This window comes from Chryseobacterium sp. RU33C (assembly GCF_900156015.1).
GTDB classification, from domain to species: Bacteria; Bacteroidota; Bacteroidia; order Flavobacteriales; family Weeksellaceae; genus Chryseobacterium; species Chryseobacterium candidae.
The window spans coordinates 23,950-47,971 of record NZ_FTMT01000001.1 but is presented as its reverse complement, the minus strand read 5'-3'; the positions used below and the strand labels follow the sequence as shown (position 1 = coordinate 47,971).

At 37.4% G+C, this 24,022-nt stretch carries 18 protein-coding genes; 4 read left to right on the top strand and 14 right to left on the bottom strand.

The genetic code is table 11. The annotated features are described in order from the left end of the window. Positions 1 to 63: 63 nt before the first annotated feature. From BW946_RS00210 to BW946_RS00190, 5 genes are all read right to left on the bottom strand, one after another. Positions 64 to 282, bottom strand: a complete 219-nt coding sequence (locus BW946_RS00210; RefSeq protein WP_076594247.1) for a hypothetical protein — start codon at positions 280 to 282, stop codon at positions 64 to 66. Positions 283 to 366: 84 nt separating this feature from the next. After that, positions 367 to 2,520, bottom strand: coding sequence for a glycoside hydrolase family 97 protein (locus tag BW946_RS00205; RefSeq protein WP_076594246.1), 2,154 nt, complete (start codon positions 2,518 to 2,520; stop codon positions 367 to 369). A 71-nt stretch (positions 2,521 to 2,591) separates the two neighbouring features. Further along, positions 2,592 to 3,707 (bottom strand): SusE domain-containing protein, encoded by a 1,116-nt coding sequence (locus tag BW946_RS00200; RefSeq protein ID WP_076594245.1) that lies wholly within the window; start codon positions 3,705 to 3,707, stop codon positions 2,592 to 2,594. Between the two features lie 18 nt (positions 3,708 to 3,725). Further along, entirely contained in the window at positions 3,726 to 5,327 is a 1,602-nt protein-coding gene (locus BW946_RS00195; RefSeq protein ID WP_083688746.1) for a RagB/SusD family nutrient uptake outer membrane protein, read from the bottom strand. Positions 5,328 to 5,338: 11 nt separating this feature from the next. Continuing rightward, entirely contained in the window at positions 5,339 to 8,092 is a 2,754-nt protein-coding gene (locus BW946_RS00190; RefSeq protein WP_076594244.1) for a SusC/RagA family TonB-linked outer membrane protein, read from the bottom strand. Between the two features lie 335 nt (positions 8,093 to 8,427). Here BW946_RS00190 and metG point away from each other — a divergent pair, with 335 nt between their 5' ends. Further along, positions 8,428 to 10,464, top strand: a complete 2,037-nt coding sequence (gene metG, locus BW946_RS00185) for a methionine--tRNA ligase (protein WP_076594243.1) — start codon at positions 8,428 to 8,430, stop codon at positions 10,462 to 10,464. A gap of 64 nt (positions 10,465 to 10,528) precedes the next feature. After that, positions 10,529 to 11,197: a hypothetical protein gene (locus BW946_RS00180; RefSeq protein ID WP_076594242.1), complete on the top strand. Its 669-nt coding sequence runs from the start codon at positions 10,529 to 10,531 to the stop codon at positions 11,195 to 11,197. Between the two features lie 184 nt (positions 11,198 to 11,381). Here BW946_RS00180 and BW946_RS00175 read toward each other — a convergent pair whose 3' ends face one another. The 5 genes from BW946_RS00175 to BW946_RS00155 form a co-directional block, all read right to left on the bottom strand. Further along, positions 11,382 to 12,086 carry a class I SAM-dependent methyltransferase gene (locus BW946_RS00175; protein ID WP_076594241.1) on the bottom strand — a complete coding sequence of 235 codons (705 nt, stop codon included), beginning with the start codon at positions 12,084 to 12,086 and terminating at the stop codon, positions 11,382 to 11,384. 339 nt (positions 12,087 to 12,425) lie between these two features. After that, complete coding sequence (locus tag BW946_RS00170) at positions 12,426 to 14,018, bottom strand: MFS transporter (RefSeq protein WP_076594240.1); 1,593 nt, start codon at positions 14,016 to 14,018, stop codon at positions 12,426 to 12,428. Positions 14,019 to 14,114: 96 nt separating this feature from the next. Then, positions 14,115 to 15,233, bottom strand: a complete 1,119-nt coding sequence (locus tag BW946_RS00165) for an HlyD family secretion protein (protein ID WP_076594239.1) — start codon at positions 15,231 to 15,233, stop codon at positions 14,115 to 14,117. A gap of 24 nt (positions 15,234 to 15,257) precedes the next feature. Further along, the gene (locus tag BW946_RS00160) at positions 15,258 to 16,568 is read right to left on the bottom strand and encodes a TolC family protein (protein WP_076594238.1); all 1,311 of its coding nucleotides are present in this window, start codon (positions 16,566 to 16,568) and stop codon (positions 15,258 to 15,260) included. A gap of 89 nt (positions 16,569 to 16,657) precedes the next feature. After that, positions 16,658 to 17,503 (bottom strand): helix-turn-helix domain-containing protein, encoded by an 846-nt coding sequence (locus tag BW946_RS00155; protein WP_076594237.1) that lies wholly within the window; start codon positions 17,501 to 17,503, stop codon positions 16,658 to 16,660. A gap of 74 nt (positions 17,504 to 17,577) precedes the next feature. Between BW946_RS00155 and BW946_RS00150 the strand changes: the two genes are divergently transcribed. Beyond that, positions 17,578 to 18,051 carry an Mpo1 family 2-hydroxy fatty acid dioxygenase gene (locus tag BW946_RS00150; RefSeq protein WP_076594236.1) on the top strand — a complete coding sequence of 158 codons (474 nt, stop codon included), beginning with the start codon at positions 17,578 to 17,580 and terminating at the stop codon, positions 18,049 to 18,051. Here BW946_RS00150 and BW946_RS00145 read toward each other — a convergent pair. After that, positions 18,048 to 19,115, bottom strand: a complete 1,068-nt coding sequence (locus BW946_RS00145; RefSeq protein WP_076594235.1) for a DUF2891 domain-containing protein — start codon at positions 19,113 to 19,115, stop codon at positions 18,048 to 18,050. The genes BW946_RS00150 and BW946_RS00145 overlap by 4 nt on opposite strands. A gap of 166 nt (positions 19,116 to 19,281) precedes the next feature. On the opposite strand from BW946_RS00145, the gene BW946_RS00140 reads away from it, so the two are divergent. After that, positions 19,282 to 20,142 carry a DUF4349 domain-containing protein gene (locus BW946_RS00140; RefSeq protein WP_076594234.1) on the top strand — a complete coding sequence of 287 codons (861 nt, stop codon included), beginning with the start codon at positions 19,282 to 19,284 and terminating at the stop codon, positions 20,140 to 20,142. 317 nt (positions 20,143 to 20,459) lie between these two features. On the opposite strand, the gene BW946_RS00135 is transcribed toward BW946_RS00140, so the two are convergent. The 3 genes from BW946_RS00135 to BW946_RS00125 form a co-directional block, all read right to left on the bottom strand. Continuing rightward, positions 20,460 to 22,262: a lytic polysaccharide monooxygenase gene (locus BW946_RS00135; RefSeq protein WP_076594233.1), complete on the bottom strand. Its 1,803-nt coding sequence runs from the start codon at positions 22,260 to 22,262 to the stop codon at positions 20,460 to 20,462. 459 nt (positions 22,263 to 22,721) lie between these two features. Continuing rightward, positions 22,722 to 23,420, bottom strand: a complete 699-nt coding sequence (locus BW946_RS00130) for an SAM-dependent methyltransferase (RefSeq protein ID WP_076594232.1) — start codon at positions 23,418 to 23,420, stop codon at positions 22,722 to 22,724. Positions 23,421 to 23,483: 63 nt separating this feature from the next. Then, positions 23,484 to 23,933 carry a low molecular weight protein-tyrosine-phosphatase gene (locus BW946_RS00125; protein ID WP_076594231.1) on the bottom strand — a complete coding sequence of 150 codons (450 nt, stop codon included), beginning with the start codon at positions 23,931 to 23,933 and terminating at the stop codon, positions 23,484 to 23,486. Positions 23,934 to 24,022 lie beyond the last annotated feature (89 nt).

Here is a 24,022-nt window from a genome sequence, read left to right as displayed (position 1 = left end):
ATCTTATCAGATAAAAAAATAGTTCTCCGCTATAGCGGAGAACTGCAAATTTTGATTTAGCGATTATAGCTTAGTGGTAGCCAATAAAAATTGATCAGCTCTGTTATAAGCTGCCGAAGCTCCAGATATAGCTGTTACTGTACAGTTATTTGGTGCTACTATAACAGTATCTTTCCCACCGAAAATAGATTTGTATAAATCTACATTTTCAGAAGACTGCATCGCTTTTTTAAGAATGTTCTTTTGCTCTAAGTTACTGGTAATTTTCAGTTTCTTTTTCATGATAAATAGTTTTGGTTAGTAAATTATAATAATTCTCCAAATATAGAAATTTTATCAAATGAAAAATAACTTTTTACGAAATAATTACTTTTTTTTAATTGTTATTGCAAAACCACCACTTCTTGCCATCTTAAATTTAATTTTTGATTTAGTTGTAATCTCTTTCTTATAGATATTATAGCTTTGAGGATTATCAATATAATCAGCATCTTTTCCATCTTCATAGATTGTTGCTTCATATTTTGTTCCTTTATCCAGGAATGAGAAGTCTACAGTATATTCACGTTTGTTCTCATCTGTAATACCTCCTACAAACCAGTTATCAGTACCTTTTGCTTTCCTTGCTGTCACCACATAATCACCAGGTTCTGCGGACAAAATCCTGGTATCATCCCAATCTGCTGCTACATCTTTGATGAACTGGAATGCATCCATATGTTTTTTGTAGTTTTCAGGAAGGTCTGCAGCCATCTGAAGCGGCATATACATGGTTACATAAAGAGCCAGCTGTTTTACCAGCGTAGTTTTTACAAAACGTGTATCTCCAGGGAAATAATAATCAAGTTTTGTCTGGAAAATTCCTGGTGTGTAGTCCATAGAACCTCCCATCCATCTTGTAAACGGAAGAACGGTCTGGTGATCCGGCTTATTTCCTCCGAACGCTTCATATTCTGTTCCACGTGCTGCTTCTGCGGAGATATAGTTCGGATAGGTACGGCTTTCTCCTGTAGGACGTACAGATTCGTGAGAATTCACCATGATTTTATAGTCATTTGCTTTTTCCGCAATTCTATAATAATGATTAATGGTCCATTGAGAATAGTGATGTTCTCCTCTAGGAATGATATCTCCTACATATCCTGTTTTCACAGCATCATAGCCATATTTATTCATTGTCTGGAAGGCTTTATCCGCCCATCTTTCATAGTTCGTGGCAGAACCTGAAGTTTCATGGTGCATGATTAGTTTAATTCCTTTCGAATGAGCATATTCATTCAGCATTTTAATATCAAAATCCGGATAAGGGGTAATGAAATCGAAAACAAATTCTTTTGAGTGTCCGAACCAATCTTCCCAACCGATATTCCAACCCTCGATCAATAATCCCTGGAATCCGTTTTCTGCAGCAAAGTCAATATATTCTTTAACCTTTGTATTGTTGGCTGCATGTTTTCCGTTGGGAGTCAGCTTTGTAAAATCTGTTTTCCCTAAGTGAACATTTTCTGCAGTAGAATACGCCCACTGTGATTTTCCAATAATCATTTCCCACCAGACTCCCATGTATTTTGTGGGGTGTATGTAAGAAGTATCAGTGTACTTTGTAGGCTCATTAAGATTGAAGATCATTTTAGAATCCATTACCTGTTCTGCTTTCGGAGCTACAATAATGGTTCTCCAAGGCGTTACCGATGGAGTCTGGATATACCCTTTCGCTCCTTGTCTGTCTGCAGTTAAATGTGTTTTAAACTTAAAATTCTGCGCATCTACTTCAAGATGTGAAGCCGGATAATCCAATACTGCTGCTTCTGCAACGTTGATGTACAAAGGTTCTTTTCCTTCTTTTTTAAGCATCAACGGAGACTGAACTGCATTTTTCACCAATGACTGTGAAGCGTTGGCATCATATGCTTTGTCCCATTTTGCCGGAATTTCAGAAACTTTTGTTTCCTGGTACTGATATTCCTGAGAGTCGTAATCTGCAACAATCCACCATGCCTTCATATCGGTAGGGAAATCAATTTCAGAATCTTCTTCTCTGATCACAAAATAATTAAGATTTTTTTGCTGTGGGAATTCATATCTGAATCCCAGCCCATCATTGAATAATCTGAACTTTACCACAATACTTCTGTCTGTAGAAGCCTGATTCAGGGTAACTGCCAGTTCGTTGTAATGGTTGATATAATTTTTCTTTTCTCCTAAAACCGGCTGCCAGGTTTCATTTTTGGAGTCTCTTTTTTCATCTGTCTTTGCAAAACCGTTGTTCAGATCGTATTTTGCATCTTCCGGTTTGGCTATTTCGGAAGCAAATTTTATGGCTGTGTCTTTAAATAATCTCAAACCCAATTTAGAATCTTCCACAACAACTGTACCATTATACTTAAGGTTGTAGTAAGGCACTCCTTCTTTCAACTGGAAATTCATTTCAAATTTCCCGTCCGGAGATTTTAAAGATTGGGCTTTCACACCTGTAAACATCATTGAGAGCAAAAGCGCTCCAACTGTAATTTTCTTCATAATGACTATTTAATTAACTTAAAAAATAAAGTGCTGCGGTAAAACAGCACTTTGCTTTATTTTAGTTTGATTTACAATTTCGTAACAGTTAGTTTGTAATATGCTGAATTGTGTAAATCCAGTTCAATTTTATAATTGCCTGCCTGTGAAACTTTATATCCAGGATCTCCTGTAACAGTTCCTTCTGAGCTTAAATAGGATTGAACACCTGTTCCTGAAACCAGAGTCTGCTCTGCATCTTTTGGCTGGAACTTTATGGCCCAGTCATCATTGGCTCTGAATTTAAATACTCCGGTATTGGATAAGGCAATAGAATTGATTACAAACGTTTTGGTTGCAGGATTGTATACAAAGTCAGTATCTGATCCCCATCCTGTAGGCGTTGCATCACCAATAACTCCGAAGTTTGCTAACACCGCAGAATAAGTATTTGCTGCCCAGTCTACTTTCATGTAATAAGTTCCTGCTGCTGCCGGAACTATATCTGAACCATCAACTTTTAGTTTTCCGGTATTAGTCCCATCATCTCCTTTATTTCCCGGCCAATCCTGATTGATCGCAAATTTATATTTCCCATTATCACCTGAAGCATCTTTGATGAAGATAAATCCTCTGTATTTATCATTTTTCTCAGGAGAGAACAGATTCGGTGAATTAGATGGAGTCCAGTTTGCATAGCCGGCTGCTCCCGCATATGCTCCCGGTACATTGATCTTTGGATACACTAAATCCGGGTTTGGAGTATAAGGGGTTACTTTAAGAGCAATTACATTGGAATAAAAAGCTGCTGATCCTACTGAAGTCTTCAATCTTACTTCGATATCGTTTACAACATCCGGAACTGCTCCAATAGCAAACATAGCAGCATTCATAGCGGCATGCGTTGCAGAACCTGAAGTCATATCATTAGAAAAGTCAATGGTAGCACTTTTTTTGAAACCATTCCCTTTCATCCCGAATTCTACTTTCTGATTGGGAACTACGGCAATACTAAATGATGGTTTTGTCCATGTAAAGTTGATTACAGCATCATTTGCATTAAGTTCATTAAGAACTATTGCACTTTTATCCGCAGCTATTTTACCAGCAGATGTCTCGTTGATAATTGCTTGATCTTCGTCTTTTTCGCAGGAAATAACTAAAAGTCCGGTAAAAACCAGGACCAATATTTTGAATAAATTTTTCATTTTAAACAGGATTTAAAATTAATACCCAGGATTCTGAATCAAATTTGGATTTGCTACAATATCTTTAGCAGGAATCGGGAAAAGATTTCTGTAGCTCTCTACAGCTTTACCATCTTTTACATTTCCTTTCCATGGCCATAAATAATCACCTGTAGTGAACTTATTGAAACGAATAAGATCACTTCTCCTAGTCATTTCCCAAGATAATTCTCTTCCTCTTTCATCTAAAATGAAATTAAGATTGATAGAAGATACATCTCCACTTGTATTTCCATAGGCACGCTCTCTCAGTTGATTAATATATCCAATTGCTGTAGCCTGATTTCCACCAACTCCTCCTCTCAATACGGCTTCTGCATACATCAGATAAATATCTGCCAAACGGTATAATGGGATATCTGCTTCAACCCAGTTTGGATGTGCTCCAATTGATCCGTTACTTTTAACATTTTTAAATTTGATAAAAGCATAACCATCTGTGAATGAACCCAAATCATTAATTTCTAAATTTTGCCCTGAAGTAAAGAATCTTCCTCTCTTATCACTTCCATTGGACGGAAATAGACCTACAAATGCTTTTGTAGTTCTTAAACCACTCCATCCTCCATTCACTCCAAAGTCAGCAGCTTTCATATCACCTCCTATGGCAGCATGAACAAGGAAAGTAGTTCCACCATTGGTTTGTGTATTAATTCCGTCAAAGTTTACACTTAAAATCTGTTCCGGGTTATTGATATTGTTATCCGCCAGGAATAAATCATCATATTTTGGTTTTAAAGAATAACCAGCTGCAATTACTTTGTTACAGTATGTGATACAATCTGTATTTCTCTGAGTTCCCGTATAAACTTCAGCATTCAAGTATAATTTTGCCAATAATGACCATACAGCTGCTTTATCTGCTCTTCCGTACTCATTGGTTTTAGGATCTTTTAATTCTCCTGCGATCGCAAGCAATTCAGACTCTATATAATTAAACAATGCTTTTCTTTCTATTCTTTGTGGTGGATTGATAGATCCAGGTAAATAGGATTCATCTACAAAAGGAACATTCCCGAACATATCGATCGCATGGTAATAAGACTGTGCCCTCAGGAAGCGAGCTTCTGCTCTCATCAATTTCGCCTGAGTAAGGTTGTCTCCTGTAATATTATTGGAAGCTAATTTTTCATCCGTTACATTTCTAAGAAATTCATTACAAAAAGCAATTTCTGTATATACTCTGTAATACATCGCAGCGATGAACTCGTTGGAAGCATCCCAAGTCATTTTGTGAAGCGTATGAAGATTACCATCATTCCATCCGATAACTGCTTCATCAGTGGTTACTACATTCAGATTATACATCAATCTGGTATATTGGGAGAATCCACCGTTGATACCATTAATATCACTATCCGGCTGATCTCCGTCTCCACTTACCTGACCTCCCATGGCAAGCCCTCCGTAAAGTTTTGCCAGAACATTTTTATAGTTGGCAAAATCCTTATAAATACTGGCCGAAGTAACATCTGTGATAGGCTCTCTTTCAAGATCTTTCACACAAGAGGTTGCTGTCAATAAAAATACTGCTGAAAGAGGCAATACTATATTTTTAAGTTTAATTCTATTTAGTTTCATTGAATTCTTATTTAAAATTGGAAGTTAAAACCTAAAGAATAAATCTTAGGCATTTGGTAGTAACCGTTATCTATTCCCCCAAAAACTTCAGGATCTACTCCAGAGTATTTAGTGATCACAAAAACATTCTGCGCCATCGCATATACTTTCAGATTGCTTCCTTTGGTGAAGATTTCTCCGAAATTGTATCCGACATTAATATTATCAAGTCTCAGGAATGAAGCATTCTCAACATAAATATCAGATTTGTACTGAGGAACCGCAAACTTATACTGAGGAGCTGTAGAGAATACGTTCTGAAGGTATTCGTTGGTAGATGCCGACTGCAGTGAACTATTTGAAGCTGCATTATTATATACATAGTTTCCTAATACTGCTCTTGCACTTAATGCAAAATCCCAATTCTTATGAGATACTTTGGTAGAGAAACCTAAAATTGCATCAGGTGTAGTAGATTTGTAATAATACATATCTTTTGTATTGATTACTCCATCTGCGTTTCTGTCTACAAAAGCTCCATCAACAGGTTTTCCGTTATTATCATATACCTGCTGATATACCCAGAATGAATTAGGTGCATATCCTACTGCATGAGCCTGAATTCTGTTTCCTGAACCTCCTTCAATTCCTCCTACTTCCATATTAAAGGATTCATCAGCTCTGTCTTTAAGCTTAGTGACAACAGGTTTATAGTGAGTAGCATTAAAGCTTACTTCCCAGGTTGTATTCTGATTTTTAACAGGAATTACTGTAATACTTCCCTCAATCCCCTCATTTTTCATATCACCTACGTTCTGCCAGCTGGCATTACTTAAACCTCCTGCGGGCTCGTCAGCATATACAAGAAGATCTTTTGTATCTTTTCTGAAGACATCTATCGATCCTGTGATTCTGTTTTTATTAAAACCGAAATCTAATCCTAAGTTTTTAGTAGTGGTCGTTTCCCAGGTAAGATTTGGGTTATAGTTAGCAGGCCTGAACATAAAATAGAATTCATTTCCGAACTGATATCCTGCTCCCTGATAACTTGGATTGTAGGCAGCAAAAGCCGGGTAATTATTAGGCTTGTTACCGTTAAGTGCAGGCAATTCCTGCTGACCTGTTTTACCCCATCCCGCTCTTAGTTTTAATGTACTGATAGAAGATATATTTTTGATGAAATTTTCTTCATTAAGCTTCCATGCTAAGGAAACTCCAGGGAAAACTCCCCATACATTATCTCTTGTACCGTTAAAGAATCTTGAAGAACCATCTTTACGAACTGATCCTGAAATAATATATTTATTAGCTATGGTAAAAATAGCTCTTCCATAGAATGAGATCAATGTATTTTGAGTTTTGAAGTCTAAATCTTGCGAGTTAATTCCTGTTCCTCTATAAGTAATAGCTCCTGGAAGATAAATATTGAAGTCCTGATAGGAGTAACCTGCAGTAATATCAACACCAGTATTAATAGCACTGATGTTTTTCACATAATTAAAATAGGTTTCCAAAAGCTTGTTTTTCTTTTCCATAGAATAGAAGTTTGAGCTTCCTTTATCTTCAAAACCTGGTCTCAGACGAGCATCTTTAAACTTGTGCCCGTCACTTTTTGTATAATCGTATCCGGCATTTACATTGAAATGAAGATCCGGAAGAAAGTGAAACTTATAATCTAACTGAATATTTCCCAATCCTCTTAATACAGAAGAAACATCTCTTACCCCATTAATCATCCCAAGAGGGTTTGAATTGGCATTTACATTATAGCCTGTTGCAGATCCGGAATCCAGCCATTCATAGTAGCCTCCATAATTAGAGTTTCCTGAATATACCGGTTGTGTAGGATCAAAATAAGTAGCCGCTTTAATAACTCCTCCGTCTACAAATCTGTTATCGGTAAATGTTCCCTTTGCATTTACATTCACTGATAAATGATTATCAAAGAATTTAGGGTTTAAGTTCAAACCTACTGAAGTTCTGCGGAAAGAATTTGATTTTACAATACCGTTCTGCTCATTATACCCTAATGATAAACGATATGGCAGACCTTTAATCCCTCCCGAAAGCGTAACGTTATTATCTGTGCCCCATGCTGCCTGATAAATTTGATCCTGCCAATCGGTATTGGAGTTTCCAAGTTTGGTTTTATAACCAGCAGGAGCATAAGTATTAACAAAATCTCTGAATTCCTGAGCGTTCAATACATCTACCTTTCCCATTTTAGTAGAAACCGAAGTAACTGTTGAGAAATTAACTTTAAACTTTCCTGCTGTTCCTTTCTTGGTTGTAATGAGAATAACACCATTGGAAGCTCTGTTACCATAAATAGCAGTAGCGGAAGCATCCTTAAGGATATCAAACGTTTCAATATCGTTCGGGTTAATTAATGATAAAGGATCAGAAACCCCATTCATTCCAACGAAATCCTGAGGAACTCCATCAATTACGATCAATGGAGAGTTTTCACCACTTAAAGAAGAAGTTCCTCTGATTCTGATTTTTGTACCAGAGCCTGGCGCTCCACTATTGTTGGTAATCTGTACCCCTGGTGTTTTACCCTGGATCAGCTGCCCGGCAGAAGTAGCTCCTCCGTTGAAGTCTTTAGCCGTAACAGAAGTTATAGAACCGGTAAGGTCAGATTTCTTCTGTTTTCCATATCCGATTAATACAACCTCGTCAATCTTCTTCTCCTGAGGAAGAGAATCTTTTTTCTGCGCATGTATTACTGTACTGGCCAGTAAAAAAGCGGGCGCAATTTTTAATACTGTTGTAAAATTCTTCACAATCTTATTTTTTTATAGTTTCGTTTTTCAGTCATATTTTGGCCTTATGCCAGACTTGCAATTTAAAAAAAAAATAGAATTATCATAAATTTAATATAATTTTAGTTAAAATTATGTATATTACGAAACCCATTTTAGTTAGTTTTTTAAATTCCAATATTTTACAACGTCTTATGTATTACATACTATTTGTTTTAATTTAAGAAAATGTTAAACAATTGTTTAACTTAATTTCATATCCAGTCTTTCAAATTTGCATTCTGGAGCATAATAACACCTTCAATAGCGGTATTCAGCAGATATTCCTTATCTTTGCAGTTAAAACTTTACTATAAATGTCAAACAGAAAGATGATTACGGCAGCTTTGCCTTATGCAAACGGGCCGGTTCATATAGGACATTTGGCAGGTGTTTATATTCCTGCGGATGTTTACGCAAGATTTCAGAGAAGATTAGGAAAAGATGTAGCGTTTATCTGTGGTTCGGATGAGCACGGGATTCCTATTACCATAAGAGCTAAAAAAGAAGGGGTAACTCCTCAGGATATCGTGGACAAATATCACGAGATCATTAAAAAGTCTTTTGCTGATCTGGGAATTTCATTTGATGAATACTCCAGAACAACGTCTAAAAACCATTATGAAACCAGTCAGGATTTCTTCAAAGTTTTATACGAAAAAGGAAAATTCACTGAAGAAATTTCTGAACAGTATTTTGATGAGCAGGCAGGAGAATTCCTTGCTGACCGTTATATTGTAGGAACTTGCCCTAATTGTGGTAATGAAAACGCTTACGGAGATCAGTGTGAAAAATGTGGTTCTACCCTTTCTCCTTCTGAGCTGATTAATCCGAAATCAATGCTTAGCGGAAATGTTCCTATCCTTAAAGAAACAAAAAACTGGTATCTTCCGTTAAATGAATACGAAGACTTCTTAAATGAATGGATCATTGAAGGTCATAAAGATGACTGGAAGCCTAACGTATACGGACAGGTTAAATCATGGTTGAATGACGGCCTTAAGCCTCGTGCCATGACCAGAGACCTGAACTGGGGTGTTCCTGTTCCACTTCCCAATGCAGAAGGAAAAGTATTATACGTATGGTTTGATGCTCCTATCGGGTATATTTCTTTTACCAAAGAATGGGCAGAGAAAAACGGAAAAGACTGGAAAGACTACTGGCAGAGTGAAAACAGTGACCTGGTACATTTTATCGGAAAGGATAATATTGTATTCCACTGTATTATTTTCCCTTCAATGATGAAAGCTCACGGAGATTATATCATGCCTAAAAATGTTCCTGCTTTTGAATTCCTGAACCTTGAGAACGATAAGATCTCGACTTCAAGAAACTGGGCAGTATGGGCTCATGAATATGTAGAAGACTTCCCCGGACAGCAGGATGTTTTAAGATATGCTCTTCTTTCATCGGCTCCGGAAACTAAAGATAATAATTTTACATGGAAGGATTTCCAGACTAAGAATAATTCTGAATTGGTAGGGATCTTCGGAAACTTCATCAACAGAGTTGCTGTTCTTATTCATAAATATTATGATGGTGTAGTTCCGCAAGGAGATGTAAACAGTCCAGAATTGCAGGAAATAAGTAAATCTGCAAAAGAAATTTCAGGATTCCTTGAAAATTATGAGTTCAGAAATTCGTTAACTGCATTAATGAACCTTGCCCGTTTTGGAAACCAGTATCTTCAGACGGAAGAGCCTTGGAAAACCATTAAAGACAATCCTGAAAAAGCAGCTCAATCTTTATTCGTTGGGGCGCAAATAGCTGTTGCATTAGCTCAGTTATGTGAACCTTTCATGCCTTTCAGCTCTGAAAAGCTATTGAATATGTTCAATGTTGAGAAGAAAGACTGGAACACTATTGAAAATCAATCTGTATTGATTGAAACTGGTCATAAAATCAACGAATCATCTCTTCTTTTCTCAAAAATTGAGGATGATGTCATTGAAGCTCAAATTCAGAAATTAGAAGACACTAAACAAAACAATAAAAAAACAAACCCTAACGCCAACCCTATGAAAGAGGAGATCACGTTTGATGACTTTACTAAAATAGACCTTAGAACAGCAACCATTTTAGAAGCTGAAAAAGTAGAAAAAGCAGATAAATTATTAAAACTTACTGTAGATACAGGAGTAGATGTAAGAACTGTTGTTTCGGGGATTGCAGAAAGTTTCACTCCTGAGGAAGTAATCGGGAAGCAGGTGATGATCCTTCTGAACCTTGCTCCTAGAAAGATCAGAGGAATTGAATCTCAGGGAATGTTATTATTAACAACAAAACCAGACGGAAAATTATCTTTCGTAACACCGGATGACAGAAATGTTGAAAACGGTATTGAGATCGGGTAATTAAAATCCTTATAAAGATCACAGGCTGTTTCATTAGAAGCAGCCTTTCTTTTATATACAGCTTATGGTCAGTAAAAATGTTTTAAGAAAGCTTTCCAATCAGGAATTGGAGGGATATTTAAAAGAAGGCAACCGCTTTGTTCCGGAGGCTGTTCAGGCAGCTTTTGAAATTCTGGAAGAAAGAGGGCGGGTTTTCAATGAGCAGGAAAAAACAGCTGTTCAGCAATTGATTCAAAATAAAAAGGAAGAAGAGCAAGCAAAACATACAGAAGAGGTTGAAGTCTGGAAAGATCATGTTACAGAAGATCCCAATGCCGTTAAGCTCCATTCAAGAATTACGATTCTTGTAGTCAGTGTTTTTTTTGGCACCATTCCGGGAGCCATTCTACTTTTTCTGAATTTAATACAATTAAAAAAGTATCCTGCCGCCATCTTGGCGCTGATATATGGATTTCTTTTTTTCATGGTGCAAAAATATGTTCTGTTATCCAATTTTGATCCCAATTCAATCTCACGGTTGAGCCCGGAAATAGGCGTTATAGCCGTAGGAGCACTTGGATTAATCATTATTTGGGTTGTGGCTACTCCAAAAAAGTTGCCATACCGCCAAAAATCCTACGTTCTTCCAGTGATTTTATGTGTAGCAAGCGCTGTTCTGATGTATTTTTATTTTCAGGAATGGTTTTCTTACTATCCGCTTGCAAGAACCATTCATCTATTCAGACAATGGTAAGGAGCTTATTCCCGCTATCCACTTTTACTCCTCGCGCCTGCCTAAATGGCTAACTCTTGCTGTGGGGTAACCGTTTCTATCGGGGCTAGGAACAGGCACAACAAAAGTCATTCCGGTGTACAGAATGACAATGTATTATTTTTTGAGATTGCTTCGCTTTCAGCTCGCAATGACTTGTTGTTAATTATTTCTTAGTAAGTTTCGCTAAGTAAGCATCTTCGTCTTTCAATACTCTTTCTATTTTGAAACCATTATTTGTGGCAGCATTTTTCAAGGTATTAAAATCAAGATACAGCCAGGTAATCGGTTCTTCGGATTCGCCTTTATAATGCACTATATACTCCAGTTCTCCGTAATACCCGCCTGCCGGAATATACACTCCTCCATCATTATCACGGTCAAACATATAAAGTATATCCGTACTGTCGATCAGAATTTGTCCTTTATCATTTAACAAGGCGTAAAGCTTCTGAAGATAAGTATCAATTTTAGCCAGACTTTCAAAAACTCCTGTACCGTTCATCAACAGTAAAATCGTATCAAAAGTCTCTCCTGAAAAATCCAGCATATTTTCGCAAACTGCCTTTTTAATCCCTCTCAGCTTACAAACCTCGATAGATTTTGGTGAAATATCCAATGCAGTTACCTCAAGATTTTTTTCATTCTGAAGGTATAAAGAATGAGAACCAGCACCCGCTCCGATATCCAGAACTTTTCCTCTGGACAAATGCAGTGCTTTTTGTTCAATATCATTCATTTCTTCAAAATCTCTGAATAAATAATCCACCGGAAGCTCATCCAGCTCAGAGATTGATGTTTCAGTCTGCAAATCTTCCGGATTTTCATTGTGGTAATAATCCCAGATCGCTCTGCCCATTAAATCTTTCATAGTGCAAAGATACAGCTTCAGAAACTAAAGTTCAAAGCTGGTGATTCACGTTTTTGAGTTACGGACTCTTGTTGTTTTTCATTATAGCGTTTGGGTACATTATTAGATCGCAATTTTTTGAAGATGCTCATACTCTTTTAAGGAAAGTTGGAAGTTTATGATGTACATCCAATAAAATTATAATAACTTCTTTTAAGATAAAGAGGTTACATAAAACAAATAGCTATAACCCGGCTTTCAGTACTTCCCACTTCCAGCATCCAGCTTCCCTCGCTAGAAAACGTAAAATCCCAGCCCAATGAAGGACCAGGATTTTACTGGTGAAAAACAAGGTATTCTTTATACTGCAGGCCCTGCAGCGTCTTTTATCTCTTCCAATAATTTTTTTCTTTCGCGAAGTCTTCTTCTTGCAATAACGGATTTACCACCAAGAACCCTTACAAGTCTGAAATACTGAAAACGTTTGGCACCAAAATGATGGGTAGCAACATAAATAAGCACTCCAAATCCGACCAGAATAATATATCCAAATATCTTTTTGGCAGCTATGATGACTGCATTGAGCTGGATGGCTTTCATATTGGCGGCTACATTCTGAGGAGTAATAGTCATTCCGTCCATATAAACTGCAAGATCACCCATTGCTGTAAGCTGAAAACGGTACTGAAACCATGAATAGAGTGTTGAAAAAATTCCTACGGCAAGGAAAGTTCTCCAAACCAATACAAGTCCGATGGCTGCCAGCATTTCATCCATTTCAAGCTTATCCAGCGTATAAAACCATACGGAAATAAACAATGAACACATTCCATAACCTTTTAAGAACATCGGCAGATACCAGTTGTCATAACTGAACTCCAACACCATTGAAAAGTACATGATAATGGCATATCCTACCATTGAGGCAAAACCGGAAAAAATGTACATTTTCAAAGGTTTTTCTTTTTTGAACCAGAAAATGGCAATGACACCGGCTAAAATAATTCCCGGAATCATCAGCAAACTCAATCTGGTATTCGTCAATTGATCATATCCTAAAACGCCTACTGCAAAAGTATTCTGAAGAGAAGCAGTTCCCAGAAACATTCCCAGCCAGAAAAGCATGAATAAGCCGTGCTGTACATTATTTTTTGTGAAAATTTTAAATGAAAGGTATGGTCGTTTTAAAGTCAGCTGACGGATAGAAAGCAGTGCAAAACTTACAAAAGCGGCAATACTCGCATTCATTATATTCTGGGAATTAAACCAATCCTGCTGTCTTCCAAATGAATATACATACGCCGAAAACATAAATGTGGAAATGAAAAGCAAAATACTCAGCCAGTCAATATAATGCAGAGGAACTTTTAACGCAAAATATTTATTATGCATAAAAATCCAGTGTATTAAAGCTAAAATAAAGCATAAAACGGCTGTGAGCAGGTAAAATTGCTGCCAGTTATAAAGAAGGGCAAACTCAGCCGCATAGTAGGTAGCTACCTGGTTCATTACCAGAACGAAGGTATAGAAAGCTCCGTAAAATATTCCCCTGTTTCCGATCATAACCATCAATGGCAGGAAAAGCTCTATGGTAACCGTCATTTTCATAAAACCAATCAATAAAGAAGTAAAAATAAAAATCATAGGCTGTAAAGTCGTCCCATTCACGTAGCTCAGCACTCCTAAAAGCATCAGGAGCACAACCATCTTATCTCTTACTTTGAATCTCATTTTGATTCTGAGAACAACAGGCATACAGGCTCCCATCCCAATGGTAGTGGCGTAATTGGCCCACATAAAATACTCTGTCATGGCTCCGGTACCGCTTACCAGAGAACTGATATTTCCGGTATACACCCCACCGATTGGCATTACCACAATAAGCAGCAATACAATCAACAGCAGCTGTACGGGTTTGGGTACCCAGTCGTTATATAATCCTTTATTGTACATTTTTTAGGTAATAGATTTCAGATATCAGATAACAGACTTTCATCATCAGCCTTATTTTTCCGCAGCATAGGTCCGGAATCTGATACCTTTCATCTTTTAGTCTTTATTAATATTCACATTCATATTCATTCCGGCACTCAGTTTATCCAGATCTTCTTTTTTGTTGGAAGCTGTAAACTCTATTCTTACAGGGATTCTCTGCTGTACTTTGATAAAGTTTCCGGTAGAATTGTCTGTAGGCACGCTTGAATACCTTGATCCGGTAGCCGCTGAAACTGCAGTCACAATTCCTTCAAATTTTTTCCCTCCCAAAGCATCAGCCGCCATGGAAATTTTTTCTCCGACTTTGATATTCGGCATCTGGCTTTCCAGGAAGTTGGCAGTTACCCACTTCTGACCATTCAAAACAATCGTGGCAACCTGCTGTCCGGGTTGAATCAACTGACCTTCAGAGATTGTTCTTCTTCCCATTACTCCATCATAAGGTGCTGTAATTACAGTATACGAAAGATTAATTTTCGCCATATCCAAAGCAGATTTTGTTCTTTTAATTTCAGCATCATTAATTCCCAATCTGCTTTTTACTTCGGTAGTGGAAAGGTTAGCAGATTGTTTTTGGTTCACTAAGGTCTCATAAGCAGCTTTTTGCGCATCATATTCAGTTTTCACCTGATCATATTGCTGTCTGGTAACTGCTTCGGCTGCCAGAAGGTTTTTATATCGGTTTAAATTCTGTTCAGCATTCCATAATCTTGCTTTTGCTCCTGCGATATTGGACTGCATTACATTGATATTGTTGGAAACTGTATTCACGGAAGAGCTGGTAGCTGTTTTTTGTGCCATCGCATTTTGATAAGCTGCTTCTGCCTGCCCCAGCTGTGTAAGAATTTCGCGATCATCAAGTATTACCAGAGTATCTCCTTTTTTAACACGCTGATGTTCAATGAACTTGATTTCTTTGATATAAGCAGAAACTCTCGTATTGATAGGGTTAATAAATTCCTCTACCTGAGCCGCTTCCGTATAGGTTTTGCTTCCGATATGGAAATATTCACGTATTAACCAGAATAACCCGAAACCGATCACCACAAAAACGATGATATTGGAGATGATAGCTCTGATTTTATTGGTTTTATTTTTCTTTTTTTTATTCTCTGCGGTGGATGCTGCCGGATTTGGTGTTGTATTTTGAGTGGTTTGTCCCTTGTTTCCCATTGTATTGATTTTCAGTTTTAAAAATTAAAGTGTTCCTGTAGATTTCAAAAGGTTGTAATACTGATACAGAACATTGATTTCAGCGTTGGCATAATCAAGCTCTGCCTGCAGTTTTTGGTTCTGCGCATCAATCATTTCTGCCTGTACAGCCAGTTGATTCAGATATTTGGCTTCCGTAATCTTATAGTTTTCTTCCGCCAGTCTTTTGGAATCATTCAGAATATCAGCCTGCTGAATCGCTTCCTGGTATTTGGTATACGCTGCATTCACCGCCATATCTACATTCTGCTGAACCAGAGTCAGTGCGTCATTCGCCTGATCCTTTTGTAGTTCCCCTAATTTTACTTTCTCTTTTGTTTTATAAAGCGTATCAATGTTGTAGCTCAAAGAAACCCCTGTCTGCCAGCCCCCTGAATACATATCCAAAACAGGATTTCTTGTCGTGATAGGTCTTTGCAGCGTATATCCGCCAAATCCGGCAAGTGTAGGTGAATTGTCTGTTTTGATGATTTCAATATTTTTATCTGCAACAGCAATGTTTTTTTGAGCAGATTTCAGTAATGGATTGCTTTCGTGAGCCAACTCTCTGTAATACTCCATACCGATTCCGGATTCTTTATTCTCCAGACTTTCCGTAGGGATAATCTCCGTATCGGAAGATAAACCTAAAGCAATGTTCAGATTATAATTAAGAATTTTTTTATTGTTGGTAAGGGTAAGAATTCCCTGATCCAGGTTTTTGATGGCCAATTCTCCACGAATGACCTCATTTCTTGTGACCATTCCCTGCTGATAGAATTTCTGGATATTTTTCAGACGTTCCTGAGCCAGTTTTTTATTATTCTGAAATACCTCTTCCTGATTAATGATTTTATAGACATCCAGATAATTGGAAATCACTAAGAATTTCACGTCCTGTTTGTTTTTCTCTAAATCCAGTTCGGAAAGCTGCTCGCGAAGCCCCGCCATTTCGATAGATTTATTTACCAATCCTCCTTTGAAGATCAGCTGCGTGGCCTGTACCGCATACGAACTTCCGTAATGCGGCATCGGAACGTTTGTAGAATTCGAAAAGTCTTTATCAATAGCGACTGCATCTCCCAAATAGAACTGACTTGTAGAAGCGGTAATCGTAGGAAGTTTCTGAAGCTTAACGACATTCATATTTTGTTTTGCTATACCAATATTCTGCGCAGAAACCTTGAGCTGCTGATGATTCTGAACAGCGAGTTCCGCCACCTCACCTGCGGTCATCTGTTTGATCTGTTGTGAAAAAAACAGTGCAGGAAAAGCTGCTATCAGTACAGATAGTGCTGTTTTTATTTTCTTTGTCATTTTACCTTGTTTTACAGATGCAAAGTTAGATCAACAACAAAATCAATCAAATGTTTGATTTTTGGAAAAAGATGTTCAAATGTAAGATTTTAATTTTCGAACTGATGTCTGTACTGTGTAGGACTTACCTCCAGATGCTTCTTAAAAAAGTGAGAAAACGAGTATTGATCACTGAATCCGAGAATAGAAGAAATCTCTGAAACCGGTTTATTGGAAGAGTTTAGGAGCACTTTCGCCTCGTTGATCACAATTAAGGCGATGATCTGGCTTGCAGATTTTCCCGTGATCGCCTTTACTACAGAAGAAAGATGTCTGGTTGTAATTGACTGCCGTTCGGCATAGAACTCAACGGTTCTCTCGGTAAGATGATGCTCTGCGAGGTCGGTAAGAAATACGAATACAATCTCTTCCTGTCTGGACATCTGGTTCATAGAGCTGTTATCTTCCTTAGAAATAATTCCTGCCATCTGATAGCAGAAAACGGAGAAAAGATGCTCCACCATTTCCTTTTTATAAAGCATTTCGGTATCAGAATCCAGAATATATTTCAGAAAATTGACACTTTTCCATACGACCTCCATTTCGTCCTCATGAAAAGGAACTCCTTTATTCATCTGCTGCCTGAAATATCGATACGTAATCAGACGGTTAAATTTCAATGATAAGGCAGAAATAAATTCTCTTTTGTAAGAAACCATCCTCGACTGAAAATCATCAGTTACTCCCACCACTTCGTAAATGGTTTGCGGATCGGTTACCATAAACATATTGGCAGAAACCTCCAGATCACTGAAGTGCTGACGGAGTTTTATAGTTCCTGATTTAATAAAAATAAAAGCAGGATTTTCGGGGCGAAACGGTTTACCCACAGCTATTCGCTCGAAAATATTATGTTCGGTAAAAATATCAACGCCAAATTTTTCCAGGGCAGACATAAGACAAATGTAAGCAATCTTACCAGTGATTACAAAATTTTATTATTTTAGCAGGAATCCAATTTCCCTTCAGCATGAGAAAGGTTGATCTATTATTTGCCGAATACAGTAAAAGCCATAGAAACGCGACTAACAAGTTCATTCACTGGATTTGTGTGCCCTTAATTTTCTGGACAATTCTGGGGTTCGCCTCCCTGATTCCCTCACCACATTTCTGCACTTCCTACTTCGGATGTGCAAGTATTATAAGCCTTTTGGTGATTACTCTGATCACTCTGTTCTATGTAAGGCTCTCTTTATTGATCGCTATTATAATGATCGTGATCATGCTTATGATGGAACATTTCATCTATCTGACCAATATTAGTTTCGGAAAACAATCATGGATGGTTTACCTTTCTGTATTTATCATCACATGGATTTTTCAGTTTATAGGCCATAAAATTGAAGGAAAAAAGCCTAGTTTCCTTAAAGATCTGCAGTTTCTTCTGATAGGACCCATATGGCTGTTAGGCTTTGTTCTTAAAAAAGCAGGAATCAGATATTAATCTTCCAGCGCATAAACAGCAAAACTGGCCAGCCAGTGATCTCCACCGTAATTTCCCTGGAAAAGCAGCGGCAATCCGTTATTTAGAAATACATCTGCTGTTTTCCTGAAATCTTTTTTCAGAGGATGATTGGCAGGAAGTGCATTGGAAATTCCTTTCATACACCATGCTTTGGAAAAAGATAATCCTACAAGGTGAACGGTCTGATAATCGCTCAGATCACTCACTACCGGAATTCTTTCAACATTTTCAAGACTTCTTTTTTCGTAGAAGGCATTCAGCCACTGTACAAATTCTTTTTGAGGAAGGACTCTACGCATCAGATCAGCAATTTCCAGACTAGGCGAAAAGAAATCCGACCCATCCGGTTCCAGATAAGCAGGCGTTTTCTGATCTTTTAAGAAAAAGTATTTAGCCTTTTCCATCAGCTGATTTTCGAATTCTTTATCTTTATTTGCTCTTGCCCAGTCTATAGCAAAAGCCATTGCAAATGCAGTGTTTGGGTGAACTCCGGTTCTGTTTGGGTAAGTTTGTTTTGGAAGATAGGTTTTCCAGGACTTCAGGATCTGATCTGTAAGCGGTTTCAGGTTTTGATGCCATATTGTAGCTTTCGGATGATCCCAGTTGGTCAGTTCTTCATCCAGCTTTAAGATCCACGCCCAGCCATAGGTTCTTTCAAAAGTTCCCGTCAGCTGATATTTTGTAAAATAATCTGCTTCTGCTTGCAGTTTCTCTTTCTGAAATGATTCGTCAAGAATTTTTTCAATGTCTTTGGCATTAGAGAGATTGGGTTTTGTTTTCAAAAGCCTTGTCAGCATCCAATGTCCATGAACAGAGCTATGCCAGTCGAAACATCCGTAGAAACTGGGGTGAAGATCTTTTGGAGTTAAAGGAACTTCGCCTGCATTATTGATGATGTGGGCCGTTTTATTCGGATATTCCTGGTTGATACAGTGAAGAGGTTTGTCAGATAATTTCATCGCCATATCGTCTGTAAGTTTCGGAGCTTCCTGGGCATACATCAGAAATGGAGAAAACACAAATGCTAAAAGACTTTTTTTCATGATTTAAAAATAAAAATAATTTATCAGTCTCAGCAATTTTCAGATCGGTTTTAGAGCTATTTATTGATTTTGTATTAACATTCTTTCGTTTTAAATTTTCATTCATTTTACAAATGGTCATTTTTGAGCACACTTTTTGATCGTATCCATAAAAAACTAACTAGCCATGAAAAAAATGATTTTCCTGTTATCAGGTCTTATCCTAATCAATTGCAGCAAATCAGGGGGTGAACAACAGGAAGTGAAAGCCGACCTGATGGAAGTTCTAACCGAAGATAAAGCCCCTTCTCCTGCAGCGGCACCTCCACCTCCACCACTTTCTGTCTCCGAAAAGCTGGTATCTGATGAAAATGTTACAAACAAAGAAACTTATATCCCTAAGAAAACAGATACGATCTCTAAAAAAATCATCAAAAACGGAGATATGAAGATTCAGGTGGGTGATATCAAAAAGACACAGAATAAGGTCTATGAGATCATCAAGAAAAACAATGCTTACATCCAGAAAGAAGAGTTTCAAAATACGGATATGGATGATAATCTAAGCCTGATTATCCGCGTGCCTCATAAAAATTTTGATGCTCTGATCCATTCATTTTCGGATGGTGTAGGAACTGTTTTGTCTAAAAATATTTCATCTAATGATGTAACGGAAGAATATACGGATATAGCCATAAAGCTGGCCAATAAAAAGATATATCTGGAAAAATACCGTGACCTGCTTAAAAAGGCAGCTACCACAAAAGATATGCTTGAAATTCAGGAAAACATACGCGATCTGGAAGATGAGATTGATGTGGCAGAAGGGAGTCTTCGTTTTATTGATGACCGTGTGAATTACAGTACACTGAATTTGAATTTATACAAAGAAAAAGTGAGAAGTTCAGCAACCTCAAAAATAGGTTTTGGAAGCCGGTTTGTAGATTCGGTAACGGAAGGCTGGAACAGTTTTGTAAGCTTTATGCTCGGAATCATTTCTCTGTGGCCATTCTTTTTGCTTATTCCTGTTATTATTTTTATTTGGTGAAAATGGAAATTAAAGAAAGAAGATTAAAATTAACTTATTAAGAATCCGGGCATCTTTGATGCCCGGATTTTCACTGCATTACCAGCATTTTATTCCGTTTCCAGTGTTTGTTTAAAATCAATAACAATGCAATAGTCTTGTTAACGGCTGTTAAATATTTTTGAAAAAAGAAATTGTCTCAAAAGTCAAACTATTTGCATTTCGCCATTCTGACGAAGGAATAGTCTTATTCACAATTTGTAATATGAGATTCTTCATTACGTTGCATTTCATTCAGAATGACACTTTTGAGACCACCTTTTTGTTTATTCTTTTTACTATTTTCTGATGGTTTTGGTCATATTTCTTCCATCTTTATAGTGGATCTTTATAAAATAGATTCCAGGCTGAAGGCGGCTGATATCCATGTTGTCTTTTTCTGGATTCATAAAAGTCATTATCTGAAGTCCATGTGGAGTAATAATATCTATTCTGCTTATTTTATCATAGAAGTTTTCAGGTGCAAAATTGATCAAATGCTCAGATACTATGATTGAAAGATCATTTTCTTTACTGGCAAGAACAGATGTTTTACAACCCTGCCCTTCATTACAGTCGCTTACAAATTTCCAGACAGCATTACTTCCCGGCGCTTCTCCCGGATTCACGTACCATTTGTTTTCCCAGATTTTACAGGCATTGAATACTTTAGTTCCTGCTGTTGAATACGTTTTTGCCGGATTATATTCCTGTGCTCCGCAATACGTAACCGGACCGCCTGATTCACAGCCAGAACCTTCTGTACATACACTTACTTCCTCCCAAACCATATTCGCTCCCGGAAGTTCTCCAGGATTTGCGTACCATTTATTTTTCCAGATTTTACAAGAGTAAAAAACTTTCACTCCGGCTGTAGGATATGCATTAGCAGCATTATACTGCTCTGCTCCGCAATAGGATTGCCCATTTCCTGGTGTAACTTTTTTTGTTCTGACTTTTAATTCATTACCCATATCCGAAAGCTGATCGTTCATTGCAACAGATCTTACGGTATAGGTATATTCTGTGTCTTGTGATAATCCTGTCCGTAAAAAGCTTGTTTGTACAGTCTCTCCTACTTTGATTCCGTTTTCAAAGACCTGATAATTTTTAATTCCCTGTGTATGAGTGGATGCCATCCACATTAGGGAAACGGAGTTTTCGGTAACTCCCATTGAATGAAGGTTTGAGGGTGCTGTAGGTTTTTCAGGAATACCTTCACTGTTTGTCTTTACATTGAGTGGTGAACTTTTCGGTGAAGTAAGTCCGGAAGAGCCTTTTGCCTGTATTTCATATATATAAACTGTATTGGCAGTTAAACCTGTATCCTGAAATGAAGGTGTGCTTACCTGCTGAACATTCTGTCCGTTGCGGAAAACGTTATAAGATACCGCATCAGATTGTGGATTCCAGCTTATTTTAGCAGTAGAATTGGTTACTCCTATTTGTGATAATCCTGTTGGGGTGGCAGGAGCAGAAACTCCTGTTCCGGAGGTTACGTTAACATCAATCACATTATAAAATGCATTGGTAGTATCCGCTACATCCCAGACCGCTAAAATAATATGGTAGCCGGTACGGTTTGCAGGAACGATAATCTGGTGAGAAACATTATCCTGGGGTGGTGTTCCATTATGTGCAACTGTTCCAATAAGCTCAAGATCCTGACGGGAAAGAGGCTGGTTGGGATTCCAACCCTGCTTTGTCATATAATAATGCCATTTCGCTGTCGCATGATACGCCGAGTATTTCCAGATAAAGGCATTCACACCCATGGAGATATTTGTTTTCTTCCATCTGTCGGCAGTCTGGATATCCAGTGTAGTGTCTCCTCCTATACTTCCATTAGCGGAGGCAATCTTTCCGTCGGCAGGACCCAACGCAGGAAACCCTTTCGGAGCTTCCAGAGATCCCGGTTCATTAATGACAGATCCATAGATTCCAAATGCTGCAGAATAACCGAGTGTGGCCTTGTCCAGGCTTCCCTGATATCCTCTGGAGGCAGGACTCAGTACATATCCGTGTGCAGACAGATGAATTAAAGATGGTACCAGCATAGCCAGCATCAGCAATACCGGAAAAAAAATTTTACGTGTCATCATATTTTAATATTTTGGTGTTGATTGGTTTGATCGCTTTTAAGCAAAACTGAATTTAAATCATCTGTAATTCAATAAATACAAGCGAAATTAACTTATATCATTAAAAGTAACTCAATTATAATATGTATAATAAAAATTAAACGAAACAACTAAAGTATAACAATATCATTCATTTTATTAAAAAATATAAATCCATAATGCATTATATCTGGATATAAAATTAGGATTTTTTATATTATAAAACCATATAAACCCCATGATATTTATCACCAATTATTGAAATATTATTATTTGAAACTCCTATTGAATCGCTGAAAGGAAGAGAAAATAGAAGTTTAGAAAGCCTATTCACAAAATTCAAACCTCATTTTAAATAAAAAAAAGGCTGCGATCAATAATCACAGCCTTTTCACAGTCTTCTAAAAAACGCCTATCTATTATAGACTATAAGAGCAGGTTCTACTTCCCAAGTACAAATACTGCGGGAATTTTATGAAGTTCCGGCTTTTGTTTCTGCCAGTCTTTTATGGTTTTTGTTTTGATGAACTCATGTTCCGGATCGTTGATATTGGCAGCGATACAAAGTTTTGTATTGGGTGACAAAAACCTACATAAATCCTCCAACAGCTGGTTATTTCTGTAAGGTGTTTCCATGAAAATCTGTGAATATCCGGTCTTCTGAACAAGGTTTTCGAGGTTCATGATCTGTTTCTTTTTTTCACTTTTATCAATAGGAAGATAGCCGTGAAAAGTAAATTCCTGCCCATTGAATCCACTTGAGATCAAGGCAAGGATAATGGATGAAGGCCCTGAAATTGGAATCACTCTGATATTTTTCTCATGACACCATTTCACCATCAGATTTCCCGGGTCTGCAATACATGGCAACCCTGCTTCAGACAGCAGTCCGAAGTCCTGCCCTTTCAGCATAAGCTCCCGGGCTTCCTTGATATCTGTGCTTTCCGTGTATTTATCCAATAAAAACAATTTCAGATCAGCCTGCTTTTTTTCCGGAGCAAAAAATTTAACGACCTTTCGGGCAGTTTTCTCATTTTCCACAAAGAAATAATCGGTCTGCATGATATAATCCTTCACAACAGGTGAAAAATGGTTGATAGAAGTGTTTTCTGATAAATAAGCAGGGAGTAAAAAAAGCATTGTATTATTTTTAGTTCTTTCGTTGAGTGATGTTTATAGAAATATTTTACATTTTCATGTTTATTATTTTGACAGCTGGTTTTTGATAGCTTCACATCCTTTATCCAAAAGTTGGAAAACCGCTTCAAAATCTTTCATGTCTCCCCAATACGGATCGGGAATCTCAGTATTTTTACGATCTCCCATTACTTCTAAAAACAAAGATACTTTCTGACGTTCTTCTTCATTTTTGGTTTTAGAAACAACATCATCCAACACATCAATATCCATACAGTAGATCTTATCAAAGACTTCAAAATCTTTCCTGGTGATAGGTCTTGATCTTTGCTGCGATATATCTATATCATGATTAGCGGCAGTTTTAACAGCTCTTTTGTCCGGATGCTCCCCTTCATGCAAGGAAATGGTTCCGGCTGAATCTACCATATAATCCTCCGGCAGTTTTGTTTTCATAATTCCTTCTGCCAATGGGCTTCTGCATATATTTCCCAGACAAACCATTAATATTTTCATGTTCCGTTTTATTTAAAAAAAGTCTTTTACTATAACAAAACTAAATAAAAAATGAAGAATACAACTATCCTTCATTTTAATTTATGTAA